Source organism: Massilia sp. 01N417, from assembly GCF_056399645.1.
This window is the reverse complement of record NZ_JBFTRS010000023.1, coordinates 1-14,121: the sequence shown is the minus strand read 5'-3', so window position 1 is coordinate 14,121 and position 14,121 is coordinate 1. Positions and strand designations below refer to the sequence as shown.

Below are 14,121 nucleotides of genomic sequence, written 5' to 3'. Positions count from 1 at the left end.
CGCTGCTCTACCCCGGTGCTAACGCTGCTCTGCCCGGTGCTAACCAGGCAGCGAGGGGTTTAGGCAGCGAGAGGTTTTAGGCGATTTCTTCTGCAGGCTGGCCGGCCATCAGGATGGCGGCGTGCGACTGCGCCAGGGCGCGGTCCTTGCTGTGGCTGGTGAGCATCGACAGGATGGCGGTATCGTCGAAGCGGAAGCGGGCCAGCATCATGTTGCCGCCGGCAAGCTTCAGGATCTGGGCGTTGCTCATGCCTTCGATCAGGTCGGCGATGTCGGCCGAGATGCCGAGGCGGAAAATTGCGGTGACCTTGTCGGCGCGAATCATCTGCTGGGCGAGCATCAGGTAGCTCAGGTTAGCATCACGAATTTCAGCCATCATGTCGTTCGCAGTCATTTCCATCTCTCCGGTGTGTTCTATCTGGTCGGCGGTTTGTGTTGCCGTTGAGATAGATTCTGACTGTGAGGAAACTTTTAGTGTATTGGAGAGTGTCTGTATTTTTCGTCCGGCAAAGACGAAGACGACCCGTAGGAGTTTGTCTGACAAACCCTCCCGGATCGGGGTCGCGCCCCTATGAAAACGGGCGGAGATAGATGTTCAATAAGGCGGGCCTTTCGGCCCCATCGACGCTGAGAAGAATCTGCGTCTATGTTGGTTAACGTCAACCGTTTTGGGAACTTTAGGGTCGAATCAAAATATTTTTCGACTTTTTTACTGCCTCAAGCCCCTCTACAGACCGTTATCGGATGGCTTTTCGAGAACTTTAGGCTTTTCGCAAAAAAAATTTTCGACCGAACTCCGGGCATCTGGATGGGTTAACGGACGGGTTTCGGGGAACTTTAGGCTTGTAGCGAAAATTTTTTTGGCCATGCATTTCTTGCTACACTGCCGGCTTCGCGCATTGATTCATAACTACGTATGCCCGCACCTACACTCTGGGATATCAGCCCGACGATCTCGGCCGGCATCCCGGTCTGGCCCGGCGACACCCCCTTCGAGGCCAGCCCCACCTGGGAAATCCGGGATGGCTGCCCGGTCCATGTCAGCCGCATGACCATGACCACCCACCTCGGCGCCCACACCGATGCGCCATCCCATTACGATCCGGCGGGCCGCAGCATCGACGCCGTCGAACTCACGCCCTATCTCGGCCCCTGCCGGGTGATCCACTGCATCGGGGTCAAGACAGTGCGGCCGGAGGACATCGAGGCCCGGCTCGACGGCGTGCCTCCGCGCGTGCTGCTGCGTACCTACGCCAGCGCACCCCGCCAGGCCTGGGATCCGGCCTTCCCGGCCATCGCCCCGGAGACCATCGCCCTGCTGGCCGCCAGGGGCGTGATCCTGATCGGCACCGACGCCGCTTCGCTCGACCCGCAGGACTCGAAAACCCTGGATGCCCACCACGCGGTGCGCCGCCACGGCCTGGCGATCCTCGAAGGCGTGGTGCTGGACGAGGTTCCGCCCGGCGACTATGAACTGATCGCACTGCCCCTGAAACTTGCCGGCATGGATGCCAGCCCGGTGCGCGCGATCCTGCGCGCCCTGCCCGTTACGGAGAACGCATGAGCACCAAGGTATCGATTTCCTCGCGCGCCGATTGCGCCGCCCTCGACGCCCAGGATCCGCTGGCACGCCTGCGCGACCGCTTCGAACTGCCCGACGGCGTGATCTACCTGGACGGTAATTCGCTGGGCGCCCGTCCACGCGCATCCCTGGCCCGCGCCCACGAGGTGGTGGCGCAGGAATGGGGCCAGGACCTGATCAAGAGCTGGAACACGGCCGGCTGGTTCGACATGCCGAAGCGCCTCGGCGACCGCCTCGCCCCGCTCATCGGCGCGCATGCCGGCGAAGTCGTGGTCACCGACACCACCTCGCTGAACCTGTTCAAGGCTTTGGCCGCCGCCCTGGATATCCAGCGCCGCAAAGCGCCGGAGCGCAAGGTCATCGTCACCGAGCGCAGCAACTTCCCGACCGATATCTATATGGCGGACGGCCTGGCCCGCTGGCTCGACCGCGGTTATTCGGTCCGCCTGGTGGACAGCGTGGAAGAGATCGCGGCCGCGGTGGACGCCGACTGCGCGGTCCTGATGCTGACCCACGTGAACTACCGCACCGGCTGGCAGCACGACATGGCGGCGTCGACCCGGCACGCCCACGAAGCCGGCGCATTGGCGGTCTGGGACCTGGCCCACTCGGCCGGCGCGGTCCCGCTCGACCTGCATGGCGCCGGCGCTGATTTTGCGGTCGGCTGCACCTATAAATACCTGAACGGCGGCCCCGGCGCCCCGGCCTTCATCTGGGTACCGCAGCGCCACCAGGCCGCCTTCAGCCATCCGCTGACCGGCTGGTGGAGCCATGCGGCGCCGTTCGCGATGTCGCACGGCTTCACGGCGGCGGACGGCATCGGCCGCGCCCTGTGCGGCACCCAGCCGGTGACCTCGCTGGCGATGGTCGAGTGCGGGCTGGAGATCTTCGAAGAGACCGACATGCAGGCCATCCGCGCCAAGTCGCTGGCCTTGACCGACCTCTTCATCGCGCTGGTCGAAGCGCGCTGCGCGCAACACCCGCTCGGCCTGGTGACCCCGCGCGAGCATGCGCGCCGCGGCAGCCAGGTCAGCTTCACCCACCCGCAGGGCTATGCGGTGATGCAGGCCCTGATCGAGCGCGGCGTGATCGGCGACTACCGCGAGCCGGAGATCATGCGCTTCGGCTTCACGCCGCTGTACACGCGCTACGCCGACGTCTGGGATGCGGTCGAGATCCTGCGCGACATCCTCGACAGCGCCGGCTACGACGCCGGCGCAGCGCGCAGCGCGGTGACCTGAAGGAATCGACATGAACGACCAGAAGAAAGGCGCCGAGTGGCACGGCGCGAAAATGGACTTCAAGGAGTCCATGAGCTACGGCGACTACCTGGGCCTGAACCAGATCCTGAGCGCCCAGCATCCGCTGTCGCCGAACCACAACGAGATGCTGTTCATCATCCAGCACCAGACCAGCGAGCTGTGGATCAAGTTAATGATCCACGAACTGCAGGCGGTGCGCGAACAGATCCGCAGCAATGATCTGCCGCCGGCATTCAAGATGCTGGCCCGGGTGGCGCGCATCATGGACCAGCTGGTGCATGCCTGGGACGTGCTGGCCACCATGACCCCGCCCGAGTACAGCGCGATCCGCCCCTACCTCGGCGCCTCGAGCGGCTTCCAGTCCTTCCAGTACCGCGAACTGGAATTCATCCTCGGGAACAAGAACACCAGCATGCTGGCGGTGCACCAGGTCATGCCCGAGCACCACGCCCTGCTCGAGCGCGAGCTGCACGCGCCCTCGATCTACGACGAGGCAGTGCGCCTGCTGGCGCGTTCCGGCCTGCCGGTATCGCAGGCGCGCCTGGATGCCGATCCGACCCAGCCGACCGTCCACGACGACTCGGTGCTGGCGGCCTGGCTCGAGGTCTACCGCGACCCCGAGCACCACTGGGCCCTGTACGAGCTGGCCGAGAAGCTGGTCGACATGGAGACCGCGTTTCGCACCTGGCGCTTCCGCCACGTATCGACGGTGGAGCGCATCATCGGCTTCAAGACCGGCACCGGCGGCACCGCCGGCGTCAGTTACCTGCGCAAGATGCTGGACGTGGTACTGTTCCCGGAGCTGTTCGCACTGAGGACCGCCTTATGAAATGCGACATCCTGATCGTGGCCGGCCTCTGGAACTCGGGTCCGCAGCACTGGCAGACCCACTGGGAAGGCAAGTACTCGAAATGGGAACGGGTCGCCCACCGCGACTGGAACGATCCGGATCGCGATGAATGGGTGGCGGAGCTGGACGCCGCGATCGCGGCCTGCGAGGGCCGCCCCATCCTCGTCGCGCACAGCCTGGGCTGCATGCTGGTGGCGCAGTGGGCGCAATGGGCCTGCACCCACGGCGGCTCGCCCCTGAAGATCGCCGGCGCCTTCCTGGTGGCACCCAGCGACGTCGAAGCACCCTCCTATCCGGCCGCCGCCAACGGCTTTACGCCGATCCCGATGCAGGCGCTGCCCTTCCCTTCGATGGTCGTGGCCAGCACCAACGACGAATACGTGCACATCGAGCGCGCGCGCGCCTTCGCCGGCGCCTGGGGCAGCAGGCTGGTGGAGATCGGCGACGCGGGGCACATCAACGGCGCCAGCGGCTACGGGCCGTGGCCGGAGGGCGAGCGGATGCTGGAGGACTTCTGCTCGACACTGCACCCCTGAGCGCCGCCCCGGCCGTCGAGGCCGGGCTGGACAAGCCGTTTTCGCTCTACCTCGACCTGGTCCGCATCCTGGCCGCCTGCGCGGTCGTGATGGCCCACTTCGGCTATTTCCACATCTTCGACGACTACCAGATCGCCCACGTCGCCGACCTCGGGCGCGAAGCCGTGATCGCCTTCTTCGTGCTGTCCGGCTTCGTGATCGCCTACAGCGCCGAGCAGCGCAATCCCACGCTGGGCGACTACGTCAGGGCCCGCGGCGCACGCCTGTATTCGGTGGTGCTGCCGGTATTGGCGCTGGCCTACGGCCTGGCGGCGCTGGCCACCACCCTGCTCCAGGTGCCGGTGAACGGCGCCTACCAGCTGCACAAGCCCTGGCTCTACATCCCCTTCCACCTGCTGTTCCTGGGCGAGCTGTGGAGCTTCGTCGAGGTGCCGCCCTGGCTGGTGCCTTACTGGTCGCTGAACTACGAAGCCTGGTATTACGTGCTGTTCGGCGCGATGCACTACCTGAAGGGACGCCGGCGCCTGCTGGCCCTGATGGGGCCCAGGCTGTGGCTGCTGCTGCCGCTGTGGCTGTCCGGGGTCTTCCTGTACCGCTGGCAGAAAGCGCATGTCATCCCGCGCGGCATCGCCCGCGCCGGCTGGACCGTCACGCTGCTGCTGGCGGCCCTGTGGACCTGGTACGACCCGGAACAGCAGCTGCGCCTGGTGGCGCGCGCCGTCTGGCCCTTCCCCGGCATCCGCATGGGCAGCGCCGACCGGGTGCTGTCCGACTATCTGGTGGCGATCCTGGTGCTGGCGAACTTCGCCTGCGCGCGCCATGCCGGCTTCACCCGGCTGCTCGGCGCGGCACCGACCATCCGCTTCGTGTCGGCGCACACCTTCACGCTCTACCTCTCGCACAGCCTGGTGATCTGCACCTGGCAGGCGCTGCTCACCTTCCGGCGCGGCGATCCGGCCGTGCTGCTGGGGCTCGCGCTGGCGATCGCGGCGACGGCGGCCGTGCTGCAGCCCTTGACCGACGCCCTGCAGCGCCGCCTGCGACGATGAAAAAACGGCCGGGCATCGCTGCACCGGCCGTTTTACAGGGAAGCCGATTCGCTTACTTCGCGCTCGCCAGCAGCATCTCGTTCAGGCGCTTCACGAACGAAGCCGGGTCGCTCAGGCTGCCGCCCTCGGCCAGCATGGCCTGGTCGAACAGGATGTGGGCCCAGTCGCCGAAGCGCGGGCTAGCGGCGTCTTCGTATTTCAGGCGCGTCACCAGCGGGTGGTTCGGGTTGATCTCGAGGATGGGCTTCGATTCCGGCGCGTCCTGGCCGGCCGCCTTCAGCATGCGCACCAGGTTGGCCGACAGCTCGTGCTCGTCCGCCACCAGGCAGGCCGGCGAATCGGTCAGGCGGAAGGTCACGCGCACGTCCTTGGCCTTGTCCGCCAGCGCGCCCTTCATCTTCTCGACCAGGTCCTTGTACTGGCCTTCCGTTTCCTCGTGTTCCTTCTTCTCGGCCTCGTCTTCCAGCTTGCCCAGGTCCAGGCCGCCCTTGGCGACCGACACCAGTTCCTTGCCGTCGAAGTCGTTCAGGAAGGACAGCATCCACTCGTCGACGCGGTCGGTCAGCAGCAGGACTTCGACGCCCTTCTTGCGGAAGATCTCCAGGTGCGGGCTGTTCTTCGCCGCGGTGTAGCTGTCGGCGGTGACGTAATAAATCTTTTCCTGGCCTTCCTTCATGCGCGACACGTAGTCGGCAAAGGAGACGGTCTGCTCGCTGGAGTCGGCATTGGTCGAGGCGAAGCGCAGCAGCTTGGCGATGCGGTCCTTGTTGGTGGCGTCCTCGCCGATGCCTTCCTTCAGCACCTGGCCGAACTCCTTCCAGAAGGTCGCGTATTTATCCTTGCCTTCCTGCTCGTCCGAATTCGCCATCTCTTCCAGCATGCCCAGCACGCGCTTGGTCGAGCCTTCGCGGATCACGCGCACGTCGCGCGACTCCTGCAGGATCTCGCGCGAGACGTTCAGCGGCAGGTCGTTCGAGTCGATCACGCCCTTTACGAAACGCAGGTAGACCGGCATCAGCTGCTCGGCGTCGTCCATGATGAACACGCGCTTCACGTACAGCTTAATGCCGCCGCGCTTGTTGCGGTCCCACAGGTCGAACGGGGCGTGGCTCGGCACGTACAGCAGCTGGGTGTATTCGCTGCGGCCTTCGACGCGGTTGTGGGTGTAGGCCAGCGGCGCCTGGAAGTCGTGCGAGATGTGCTTGTAGAACTCCTCGTACTGCTCCTTCGTGATGTCCGACTTCGAGCGGGCCCACAGCGCGGAGGCCTGGTTCACGGTCTCGAATTCGTCCTTGACGACGGTTTCCTTCTTCTCCTCGTCCCACTCTTCCTTCCTCATCACGATCGGCAGGGAGATGTGGTCCGAGTACTTGCGGATGATGGACTTCAGCTTCCACGACGACAGCAGCTCGTCCTCGCCTTCGCGCAGGTGCAGGATGATGTCGGTGCCGCGGCTGGCCTTCTCGATCTGCTCGATGGTGTAGTCGCCTTCGCCGGTCGACTCCCAGCGCACCGCCTCGGAAGGCTGGCTGCCTGCGCGGCGGGTCTCGACGGTGACGCGGTCGGCCACGATGAAGGCCGAGTAGAAGCCCACGCCGAACTGGCCGATCAGGGCGGCGTCCGCCTGCTGGTCGCCGGACAGCTTGCTGAAGAATTCCTTGGTGCCCGACTTGGCGATGGTGCCCAGGTGCGAGATCACCTCGTCACGGCTCATGCCGATGCCGTTGTCGGAGATCGTGATGGTTTTCGCATCCTTGTCGAACAGGACCTTGATCTTCAGTTCGTGATCGTTGCCGTACAGGGCATCGTTGTTGATCGCCTCGAAGCGCAGCTTGTCGGCGGCATCGGAGGCGTTCGAAATCAGTTCGCGCAGGAAGATCTCCTTGTTCGAATACAAGGAGTGAATCATCAGTTGCAGCAGCTGTTTTACTTCTGCTTGGAAGCCAAGGGTTTCTTTTTCGGCAACAGCCATCTTATGTCCTCGTTATGTTCAGGGGTTAAACAGACCGGGACGATATTGGGATACCGATAAGGATTTCAAGAGTCATTTTTGAAGAGAAAGATTTGGCGGCAAGAATCCGGATGCGGGGGCGTGCAGCGCCTGCGTGCCGGCGCGCTTTGCCGCCTTTGGCTGTTATGCACCACGCATGGAGCGCGCCTGACCGCCAAAAACTTTGCTGTTGGATATCTTTTTCTCGACTTCGTACGACAGTCGTCATACCGTATCGAAAATCCCAAAAAAATTTTGGCGCGGCGATGTCGAAACCGGACAACGTGCTTCGTCGTAGTGATAGCAGGACCCAAAACAACCGGACAAGGAGATCGATCATGCAAGAACAGGTACGTGCCATCCCCGAAGGCTTCCACACCGTCACGCCCCACCTCGTGTGCGCCGGCGCGGCCGAGGCGCTGGAGTTCTACAAGAAAGCCTTCGGCGCCACCGAGATCGGCCGCATGCCCGGCCCCGGCGGCAAGATCATGCACGCCGAGATCCGCATCGGCGACTCGCGCGTGATGCTGGCCGACGACTTTCCCGACTGGGGCAGCAACGGCCCGCTGGCCCTGAAGGGCACCCCGGTCTTCATCCACCTGTACGTGAACGATGCCGACGCGACCTGGCAGCAGGCGGTGGCGGCAGGCGCCAAGCCCGTCATGCCGATGGCCGACATGTTCTGGGGCGACCGCTACGGCCAGGTCGAAGACCCGTTCGGCCACCGCTGGTCGATCGCGACCCACAAGCGCGACATGACGCCCGCGCAGATGCAGGAAGAGATGCAGAAGGCAATGCAGCAGAGCCAGGGCTGCGGCAACCAGCAGGGAGAGCAGCAATGAAGTTCATGGTGATCGTGAAGGCCAACGCCGATACCGAGGCCGGCGCCGTGCCCACCCGGCAGCAGCTTGCCGAGATGGGCCAGTTCAACGAGGAGCTGGTCAAGGCCGGCGTGCTGCTGGCCGGCGAAGGCCTGCACCCGACCAGCAGGGGCGCCCGCATCGTCTTCGACGGCGACAAGCGCACCGTGGTCGACGGTCCGTTTACCGAATCCAAGGAGCTGATTGCCGGCTTCTGGATCATCGAGGTCAGCTCGAAGCAGGAAGCGATCGAGTGGATGCGGCGCTGCCCGAATCCCTACGGCGGGAAGCCGGGCAACATCGAGATCCGCCAGATCTTTGCGGCCGAGGATTTCGGCGACGCGCTCACGCCCGAGCTGCGCGAACAGGAAGAGCGCCGGCGCGAACAGGCCGCGGCGCGCTGAGGAGGCGACGATGCAATTCATGGTCATCCGCAAGGCCGACGAGGCCACCGAAGCGGGCGCGCCGCCGTCCGCCCAGGGCCTCGCGGACATGGAGCAATTCAACCAGGCGCTGGCGGACCAGGGCCGGCTCGGGCTGGCCCTGGGCCTGCGCCCCAGCAGCCGCGCCGTGCGCCTGAAGCTGGGTCCGGGCGTCGATACGGTCACCGACGGCCCCTTCGCCGAGGCCAAGGAGCTGGTGGCAGGCTTCACGGTGTTCGAGGCGGCGTCGAAGGAAGCCGCGATCGAGCAGCTGAAGCGCTGGCCGCAGAGCGACGTGCAGGCGACCGGCGAGGCGGTGCTGGAACTGCGCGAGACCGGCTGCCCGGGCGGCTGCGCCCAGGTCCCGCTGGCCGACGGCGATGGCGACCGCCGCTACGTCATCCTGCTGCGCTCGGACGAAGGCACGGAACGCGATCGCATCCCGCCGCAGCGGATGCTGGACGACCTGAACGCCTTCAACGCGGCGCAGGCAGCACAGGGCAGGCTGCTGGCCGGCGACGGCCTGAAGTCGAGCGCGCGCGGCGCCCGCCTCCATTTCAAGGACGGCAAGGCGAACGTCATCGACGGCCCCTTCGCGGAAGCCAAGGAGTTGATCGCCGGCTTCTGGATGATCCGGGCCGGCTCGATGGCGGATGCGATCGCCTGGGCACGCACCCTGCCCTATCCGACCGGCCCGCATGTCGAAGTCGAGATCCGCGAAGCGATGACGCTCGACGACCTGGCGCCGGCCATGGACGAGCAGCAGCGCCGCGCCGACGCCAGCCTGCGCGCCGAACAGCTCGACGCCGCCCTGCGCAAGGTATCCGTGCAGGCATGAGCGAAAGCGAGATCGGCCGCGTCGTCGAAGCGGTCTGGCGCATGGAGTCGGCGCGCATCGTCGGCGCGCTGACGCGCATGCTGCGCGACGTCGGCATCGCCGAGGAACTGGCCCAGGACGCCATGCTGCAGGCGCTCGAAAGCTGGCCGTCCGGCGGGGTGCCGGACCGCCCGGGCGCCTGGCTGATGCAGGTGGCCAAGCACCGCGCCCTCGACTACCTGCGCCACGCCAGCATGCGCGCCGGCAAGGAAGGCGAGCTGTCGTGGGAGATGGACGAACAGCTGCGCGACGGCCAGCGCCAGCCCGACGAGCTGGCCGAACTGGCGCAGATGGCGGAGCACGGCATCGACGACGACGTGCTGCGCCTGATCTTCGTCTCCTGCCACCCGGTGCTGTCCGGCGAGGCGCGCGCGGCGCTCACGCTCAAGCTGATCGGCGGCCTGTCGACCGCCGAGATCGCGCGCGCCTTCCTGGTGCCGGAAGCCACGGTGGCCCAGCGCATCGTGCGCGCCAAGCGCACGCTGGCGGAGGCCAGGGTGCCCTTCGAGGTGCCGCGCGGCGAAGAACGCAAGCCGCGCCTGGCCTCGGTGCTGCAGGTGATCTACCTGATCTATAACGAAGGCTATTCCGCCAGCGCCGGCGCCGACTGGCTGAGGCCGGGCCTGTGCCGCGAGGCGCTGCGCCTGGGCCGGGTGCTGGCCGAGCTGGCCCCCGAGGAAGGCGAAGTGCACGGCCTGGTCGCCCTGATGGAGATCCAGTCCTCGCGCGAGCGCGCCCGCACCGGCCCGAACGGCGAACCGGTGCTGCTGCTGGACCAGGACCGCAGCCGCTGGGACCGGCTCCTGATCGGGCGCGGCCTGGCGGCACTGGAGCGCGCCGGCCGCCTGGGCAGCCTCGGCCCCTACGGCCTGCAGGCCGCGATCGCCGCCTGCCATGCGCGCGCCCTGACGCCGGACGCCACCGACTGGGGCGGCATCGCCGCGCTGTACGACGCCCTGGCGGCGCTGCTGCCCTCGCCCATCGTCGAACTGAACCGCGCGGTGGCGCTGGGCATGGCCTACGGCCCGGCCGAAGGCCTGGCGCTGGCCGACCAGCTGCTGGACGAGCCACGGCTGGCCAGCTACCACCTGCTGCCCAGCGTGCGCGGCGACCTGCTGGCCAAACTGGGCCGCCACGCCGAGGCGCGCGCCGAATTCGAACGCGCCGCCGGCCTCACGCAGAACGAACGCGAACGCAGCCTGCTGCTGGCACGGGCGCGCGACGAGAAAGTCCGCATCGGTGAGTGATCCCGTCTACTTCGACGATGCCGGCGCCTTCCGCGCCTGGCTGGCCGCACACGCGCACGAAGCGGCGGAACTGCTGGTCGGCTTCCACAAGGTCGGCAGCGGCCGCCCCGGCATGAGCTGGTCCGAATCGGTCGACCAGGCCCTGTGCTACGGCTGGATCGACGGCGTGCGCAAGCGCGTCGACGATGAGCGCTACACGATCCGCTTCACGCCGCGGAAGCCCGACTCGATCTGGAGCGCGATCAACATCGACAAGGTGGCGAAACTGAGGGAACAGGGCCTGATGGCGCCGGCCGGCGAGGCCGCCTTCGCGCGCCGTTCCGAGGAGCGTTCGCGCGTGTATTCGCACGAGCGGGAGACGCCGGCCGAACTTTCCACCGCCGAGCTGGCGCGCTTCCGCGAACAGCCGGCCGCCTGGACCTATTTCGACGGCTGCCCGCCCGGCTACCGCCGGCGCATGCTGCACCGGATAACGAGTGCGAAAAAGCCCGACACCCGCGCCGCCCGCCTGGAATGCCTGATCGAGGCCTGCGCGGCAGGCCGCAGGCTCTAAAGGTATGGCATGATGGAGGCTTCGCCCTTCTTCCTGCACACCTCATGCGCGTACTCATCATCGAAGACGACCCGGCCATCGCCGCCAATCTCTACGATTACCTCGAAGCCTCGGGCTATACCCCGGAACACGCGGCCGACGGCGTGACCGGCCTGCATCATGCGGTCAGCGCCCAATGGAGCGCGATCCTGCTCGACGTCGCCCTGCCCGGCATGGACGGCTTCACCCTGTGCCGCAAGCTGCGCGAGGATGCGCGCCGCGACACCCCGGTCCTGATGCTGACGGCGAAAGACACGCTGGACGACAAGCTGGCAGGCTTCGGCCACGGCGCCGACGATTACCTGGTCAAGCCCTTTTCGCTCAAGGAAGTCGGCGCGCGCCTGTCGGCGCTGATCAAGCGCCACAATGGACAGGTCGTCCCGGGCGCGCTGCGCTGCGGGGACATCACCCTCGACCCGCGCACCCTGGAGGTGGAGCGCGCCGGCCGGCCGATCCGGCTGCCGCGCAAATGCCTGCACCTGCTGCAGTTGCTGATGGCCTCTCCGGGCCAGGTCCTGCGCCGCGCCGAGCTCGAAACCGCCGTGTGGGGCGAGATGCTGCGCGACAGCGACACCCTGCGCGCCCACATGCACACCCTGCGCCGCGCCCTGACCGCCGAGGGCGAGCCCAACCCGATCGAGACCGTACACGGCATCGGCTACCGCATCGGCGCCGGCAATCCCTACGATGCGCCTTAGCCTGCGGCTGAAGGTCGCGCTGGCGCTGTTCGCCGCCTGTGTGCTGCTGCTGGCCATGCAGGCGATAGGCGTACGCGTCCTCGCAGAAGGGCAAGAAGAAAGCCTGATCAACGCGATCATCGAGGACGACATGCGCAACCTGCTGCAGTCCTGGCGCGACGAACCGGCAACCCTGCCCCCGCTCGATCCGAAGGTGGGCGCGCGGGTCTCGGCGGAAGGCGGCGCGTGGTTTACCTTGCCGCCGTCGCTGGCCACGCTGCCGGAAGGCGTGCATGAAGTCATGATGGATGGCCACGAGGTCCACCTGGCGGTGACGCACTTCGGCAGCGAAAGAGTGGTGCGCGCCTACGACTACAGCGTCTACGAAAGGCACTTCAAGAACGGCATGAACATGCTGATGTTCGCCACCGCGCTGTTCGCCCTGCCGACGGTCTGGCTGGCCTACTGGCTGTCCGGGCTGCTGGTGCGCCAGGTCGGCAGCCTGGCGCGCCAGGTCAAGGACCTGCGCTCCGGCGCCGCCTCCGCGATCGATCCCGCCAGCTATGACGAGCGCGAAGTGGCCGGGCTGGCCGAAGCCGTCAACGACTACCACCGCCGCATGGCCGCGATGGTCGAGCGCGAGAAGGAGTTCACCGCCAACGTCAGCCACGAGCTGCGCACCCCGCTCACCCGCATCCGTACCAGCTGCGAGCTGCTGGAGCCGGTGGCCGGCGCGCTCGACGCCAAGTCGCGCCAGCGCCTGCTGCAGATCGAGCAGGCGGCCGAGGACATGCATGCCCTGGTCGAGTGCCTGCTCGCCCTCGCGCGCGACGAGACCGGGACGGTGGGTCCGCCGGTCCGGCTCGCGGAGCTCGTCGGCGCCATCGTCGAGCGCTACGCCGAGCGGCTGGAAAAGCAGGCGGTGCGCATCGTCGTCGACGTCGCCGCGGACGCATGCATCCATGCCAACGCGCCGGCCCTCGGCATCGTGCTGTCCAACCTGGTCGACAATGCCTTGCGTCACACGGAAGACGGCGAGATCCGCGTCGCCTACCGCGACGGCACGCTGTCGGTCGACGACACCGGATCCGGCATCGCCGCGGATGCCCTTCCCCACGTCTTCGAACGCTTCTACCGGGCGCCGGGCGGACGCGGCGACGGCTTCGGCATCGGCCTGGCGATCGTGAAGAAGATCTGCGAGCGCTGCGGCTGGCAAATCGAGGTTCATAGCGCCGAAGGGGTTGGCACCCATGTCCTGCTTGGCCTGAAAGGACCCTGAAAGCATGGGCCTCACGAAAATTTCACGACTTCTTTACGAATTCTTCACGCGCGATTGTCTATGATGAGCGCCCCGGCGCGCCATACTACAATTGCACACGCCGCGTCACCGCAATACCGCGACAATCTGAAAGCTAGCACATGAAAAAAGTCCTCATCCTCGGCGTCAACGGCTTCATCGGCCACCACCTGTCCAAGCGCATCCTCGAGACCACCGACTGGGAAGTCTACGGCATGGACATGAACTCCGAGCGCATCGGGGATCTTCTCGCCAATGAAGAATATGCACCGCGCATGCACTTCTTCGAAGGCGACATCACGATCAACAAGGAATGGGTCGAGTACCACGTCAAGAAATGCGACGTGATCCTGCCGCTGGTCGCCATCGCCACGCCGTCGACCTATGTGCAGCAGCCGCTCAAGGTCTTCGAACTCGACTTCGAAGCCAACCTGCCGATCGTGCGCTCGGCCGCCAAGTACAACAAGCACCTGGTGTTCCCCTCGACCTCGGAAGTGTACGGCATGTGCCACGACGAGGAATTCGATCCGGAGAACTCGGAGCTGGTCTACGGCCCGATCAACAAGCCGCGCTGGATCTACGCCTGCTCGAAGCAGCTGATGGACCGCGTGATCTGGGGCTACGGCATGGAAGGATTGAATTTCACCCTGTTCCGCCCCTTCAACTGGGTCGGCGCCGGCCTGGATTCGATCCACACGCCGAAGGAAGGCTCGTCGCGCGTGCTGACCCAGTTCTTCGGCCACATCGTGCGCGGCGAGACCATCTCGCTGGTCGACGGCGGCCACCAGAAGCGCGCCTTCACCTATATCGACGACGGCATCGAGGCCCTCATGAAGATCATCGAGAACAAGGACGGCAAGGCCAGCGGCCAGATCTACAA

15 protein-coding genes are annotated in these 14,121 nt (G+C 66.2%); 13 read left to right on the top strand and 2 right to left on the bottom strand.

Annotation, left to right across the window (positions count from 1 at the left end):
• Positions 1-76: 76 nt before the first annotated feature.
• The gene (flhD, locus tag AC1DOQ_RS21485) at positions 77-394 is read right to left on the bottom strand and encodes a flagellar transcriptional regulator FlhD (protein ID WP_047826184.1); all 318 of its coding nucleotides are present in this window, start codon (positions 392-394) and stop codon (positions 77-79) included.
• Between the two features lie 522 nt (positions 395-916).
• Between flhD and kynB the strand changes: the two genes are divergently transcribed.
• Genes kynB through AC1DOQ_RS21460 form a run of 5 tightly spaced genes read left to right on the top strand, consistent with a single transcriptional unit; the run spans position 917 to position 5,279 of the window.
• Positions 917-1,564 (top strand): arylformamidase, encoded by a 648-nt coding sequence (kynB, locus tag AC1DOQ_RS21480; RefSeq protein ID WP_477368955.1) that lies wholly within the window; start codon positions 917-919, stop codon positions 1,562-1,564.
• Positions 1,561-2,823, top strand: coding sequence for a kynureninase (kynU, locus tag AC1DOQ_RS21475; protein WP_477368953.1), 1,263 nt, complete (start codon positions 1,561-1,563; stop codon positions 2,821-2,823). The genes kynB and kynU overlap by 4 nt, the downstream gene beginning before the upstream one ends.
• Positions 2,824-2,833: 10 nt before the next feature.
• The gene (kynA, locus tag AC1DOQ_RS21470) at positions 2,834-3,673 is read left to right on the top strand and encodes a tryptophan 2,3-dioxygenase (protein ID WP_477368951.1); all 840 of its coding nucleotides are present in this window, start codon (positions 2,834-2,836) and stop codon (positions 3,671-3,673) included.
• Positions 3,670-4,230, top strand: a complete 561-nt coding sequence (locus tag AC1DOQ_RS21465) for an RBBP9/YdeN family alpha/beta hydrolase (RefSeq protein WP_477368948.1) — start codon at positions 3,670-3,672, stop codon at positions 4,228-4,230. Before kynA ends, AC1DOQ_RS21465 begins: the two co-directional genes overlap by 4 nt.
• Complete coding sequence (locus tag AC1DOQ_RS21460) at positions 4,176-5,279, top strand: acyltransferase family protein (RefSeq protein ID WP_477368946.1); 1,104 nt, start codon at positions 4,176-4,178, stop codon at positions 5,277-5,279. Before AC1DOQ_RS21465 ends, AC1DOQ_RS21460 begins: the two co-directional genes overlap by 55 nt.
• Before the next feature lie 52 nt (positions 5,280-5,331).
• Here AC1DOQ_RS21460 and htpG read toward each other — a convergent pair whose 3' ends face one another.
• The gene (gene htpG / locus AC1DOQ_RS21455; RefSeq protein WP_477368944.1) at positions 5,332-7,251 is read right to left on the bottom strand and encodes a molecular chaperone HtpG; all 1,920 of its coding nucleotides are present in this window, start codon (positions 7,249-7,251) and stop codon (positions 5,332-5,334) included.
• Positions 7,252-7,607: 356 nt separating this feature from the next.
• On the opposite strand from htpG, the gene AC1DOQ_RS21450 reads away from it, so the two are divergent.
• The 8 genes from AC1DOQ_RS21450 to AC1DOQ_RS21415 form a co-directional block, all read left to right on the top strand.
• Positions 7,608-8,111: a VOC family protein gene (locus tag AC1DOQ_RS21450; RefSeq protein ID WP_477368942.1), complete on the top strand. Its 504-nt coding sequence runs from the start codon at positions 7,608-7,610 to the stop codon at positions 8,109-8,111.
• Complete coding sequence (locus AC1DOQ_RS21445) at positions 8,108-8,533, top strand: YciI family protein (RefSeq protein WP_477368940.1); 426 nt, start codon at positions 8,108-8,110, stop codon at positions 8,531-8,533. Before AC1DOQ_RS21450 ends, AC1DOQ_RS21445 begins: the two co-directional genes overlap by 4 nt.
• A 10-nt stretch (positions 8,534-8,543) precedes the next feature.
• Positions 8,544-9,389, top strand: coding sequence for a YciI family protein (locus AC1DOQ_RS21440; RefSeq protein WP_477368938.1), 846 nt, complete (start codon positions 8,544-8,546; stop codon positions 9,387-9,389).
• A complete protein-coding gene (locus tag AC1DOQ_RS21435; protein ID WP_477368936.1) occupies positions 9,386-10,675 on the top strand; it encodes an RNA polymerase sigma factor in 1,290 nt (429 codons plus the stop codon). Before AC1DOQ_RS21440 ends, AC1DOQ_RS21435 begins: the two co-directional genes overlap by 4 nt.
• Positions 10,668-11,228 (top strand): YdeI/OmpD-associated family protein, encoded by a 561-nt coding sequence (locus tag AC1DOQ_RS21430; RefSeq protein ID WP_477368934.1) that lies wholly within the window; start codon positions 10,668-10,670, stop codon positions 11,226-11,228. The genes AC1DOQ_RS21435 and AC1DOQ_RS21430 overlap by 8 nt, the downstream gene beginning before the upstream one ends.
• Positions 11,229-11,272: 44 nt before the next feature.
• Positions 11,273-11,965, top strand: coding sequence for a response regulator transcription factor (locus AC1DOQ_RS21425; protein WP_477368931.1), 693 nt, complete (start codon positions 11,273-11,275; stop codon positions 11,963-11,965).
• A complete protein-coding gene (locus AC1DOQ_RS21420; RefSeq protein ID WP_477368929.1) occupies positions 11,955-13,223 on the top strand; it encodes a sensor histidine kinase in 1,269 nt (422 codons plus the stop codon). The genes AC1DOQ_RS21425 and AC1DOQ_RS21420 overlap by 11 nt, the downstream gene beginning before the upstream one ends.
• Positions 13,224-13,363: 140 nt before the next feature.
• The coding region (locus tag AC1DOQ_RS21415; protein WP_477368927.1) for a bifunctional UDP-4-keto-pentose/UDP-xylose synthase at positions 13,364-14,121 on the top strand (758 nt) is incomplete at its 3' end.

Coding starts and splice junctions, on each gene's coding strand:
- flhD (WP_047826184.1), bottom strand. CDS start 394: ATGACTGCGAACGACATGATGGCTGAAATTCGTGATGCTAACCTGAGC.
- kynB (WP_477368955.1), top strand. CDS start 917: ATGCCCGCACCTACACTCTGGGATATCAGCCCGACGATCTCGGCCGGC.
- kynU (WP_477368953.1), top strand. CDS start 1,561: ATGAGCACCAAGGTATCGATTTCCTCGCGCGCCGATTGCGCCGCCCTC.
- kynA (WP_477368951.1), top strand. CDS start 2,834: ATGAACGACCAGAAGAAAGGCGCCGAGTGGCACGGCGCGAAAATGGAC.
- AC1DOQ_RS21465 (WP_477368948.1), top strand. CDS start 3,670: ATGAAATGCGACATCCTGATCGTGGCCGGCCTCTGGAACTCGGGTCCG.
- htpG (WP_477368944.1), bottom strand. CDS start 7,251: ATGGCTGTTGCCGAAAAAGAAACCCTTGGCTTCCAAGCAGAAGTAAAA.
- AC1DOQ_RS21450 (WP_477368942.1), top strand. CDS start 7,608: ATGCAAGAACAGGTACGTGCCATCCCCGAAGGCTTCCACACCGTCACG.
- AC1DOQ_RS21445 (WP_477368940.1), top strand. CDS start 8,108: ATGAAGTTCATGGTGATCGTGAAGGCCAACGCCGATACCGAGGCCGGC.
- AC1DOQ_RS21440 (WP_477368938.1), top strand. CDS start 8,544: ATGCAATTCATGGTCATCCGCAAGGCCGACGAGGCCACCGAAGCGGGC.
- AC1DOQ_RS21435 (WP_477368936.1), top strand. CDS start 9,386: ATGAGCGAAAGCGAGATCGGCCGCGTCGTCGAAGCGGTCTGGCGCATG.
- AC1DOQ_RS21425 (WP_477368931.1), top strand. CDS start 11,273: ATGCGCGTACTCATCATCGAAGACGACCCGGCCATCGCCGCCAATCTC.
- AC1DOQ_RS21420 (WP_477368929.1), top strand. CDS start 11,955: ATGCGCCTTAGCCTGCGGCTGAAGGTCGCGCTGGCGCTGTTCGCCGCC.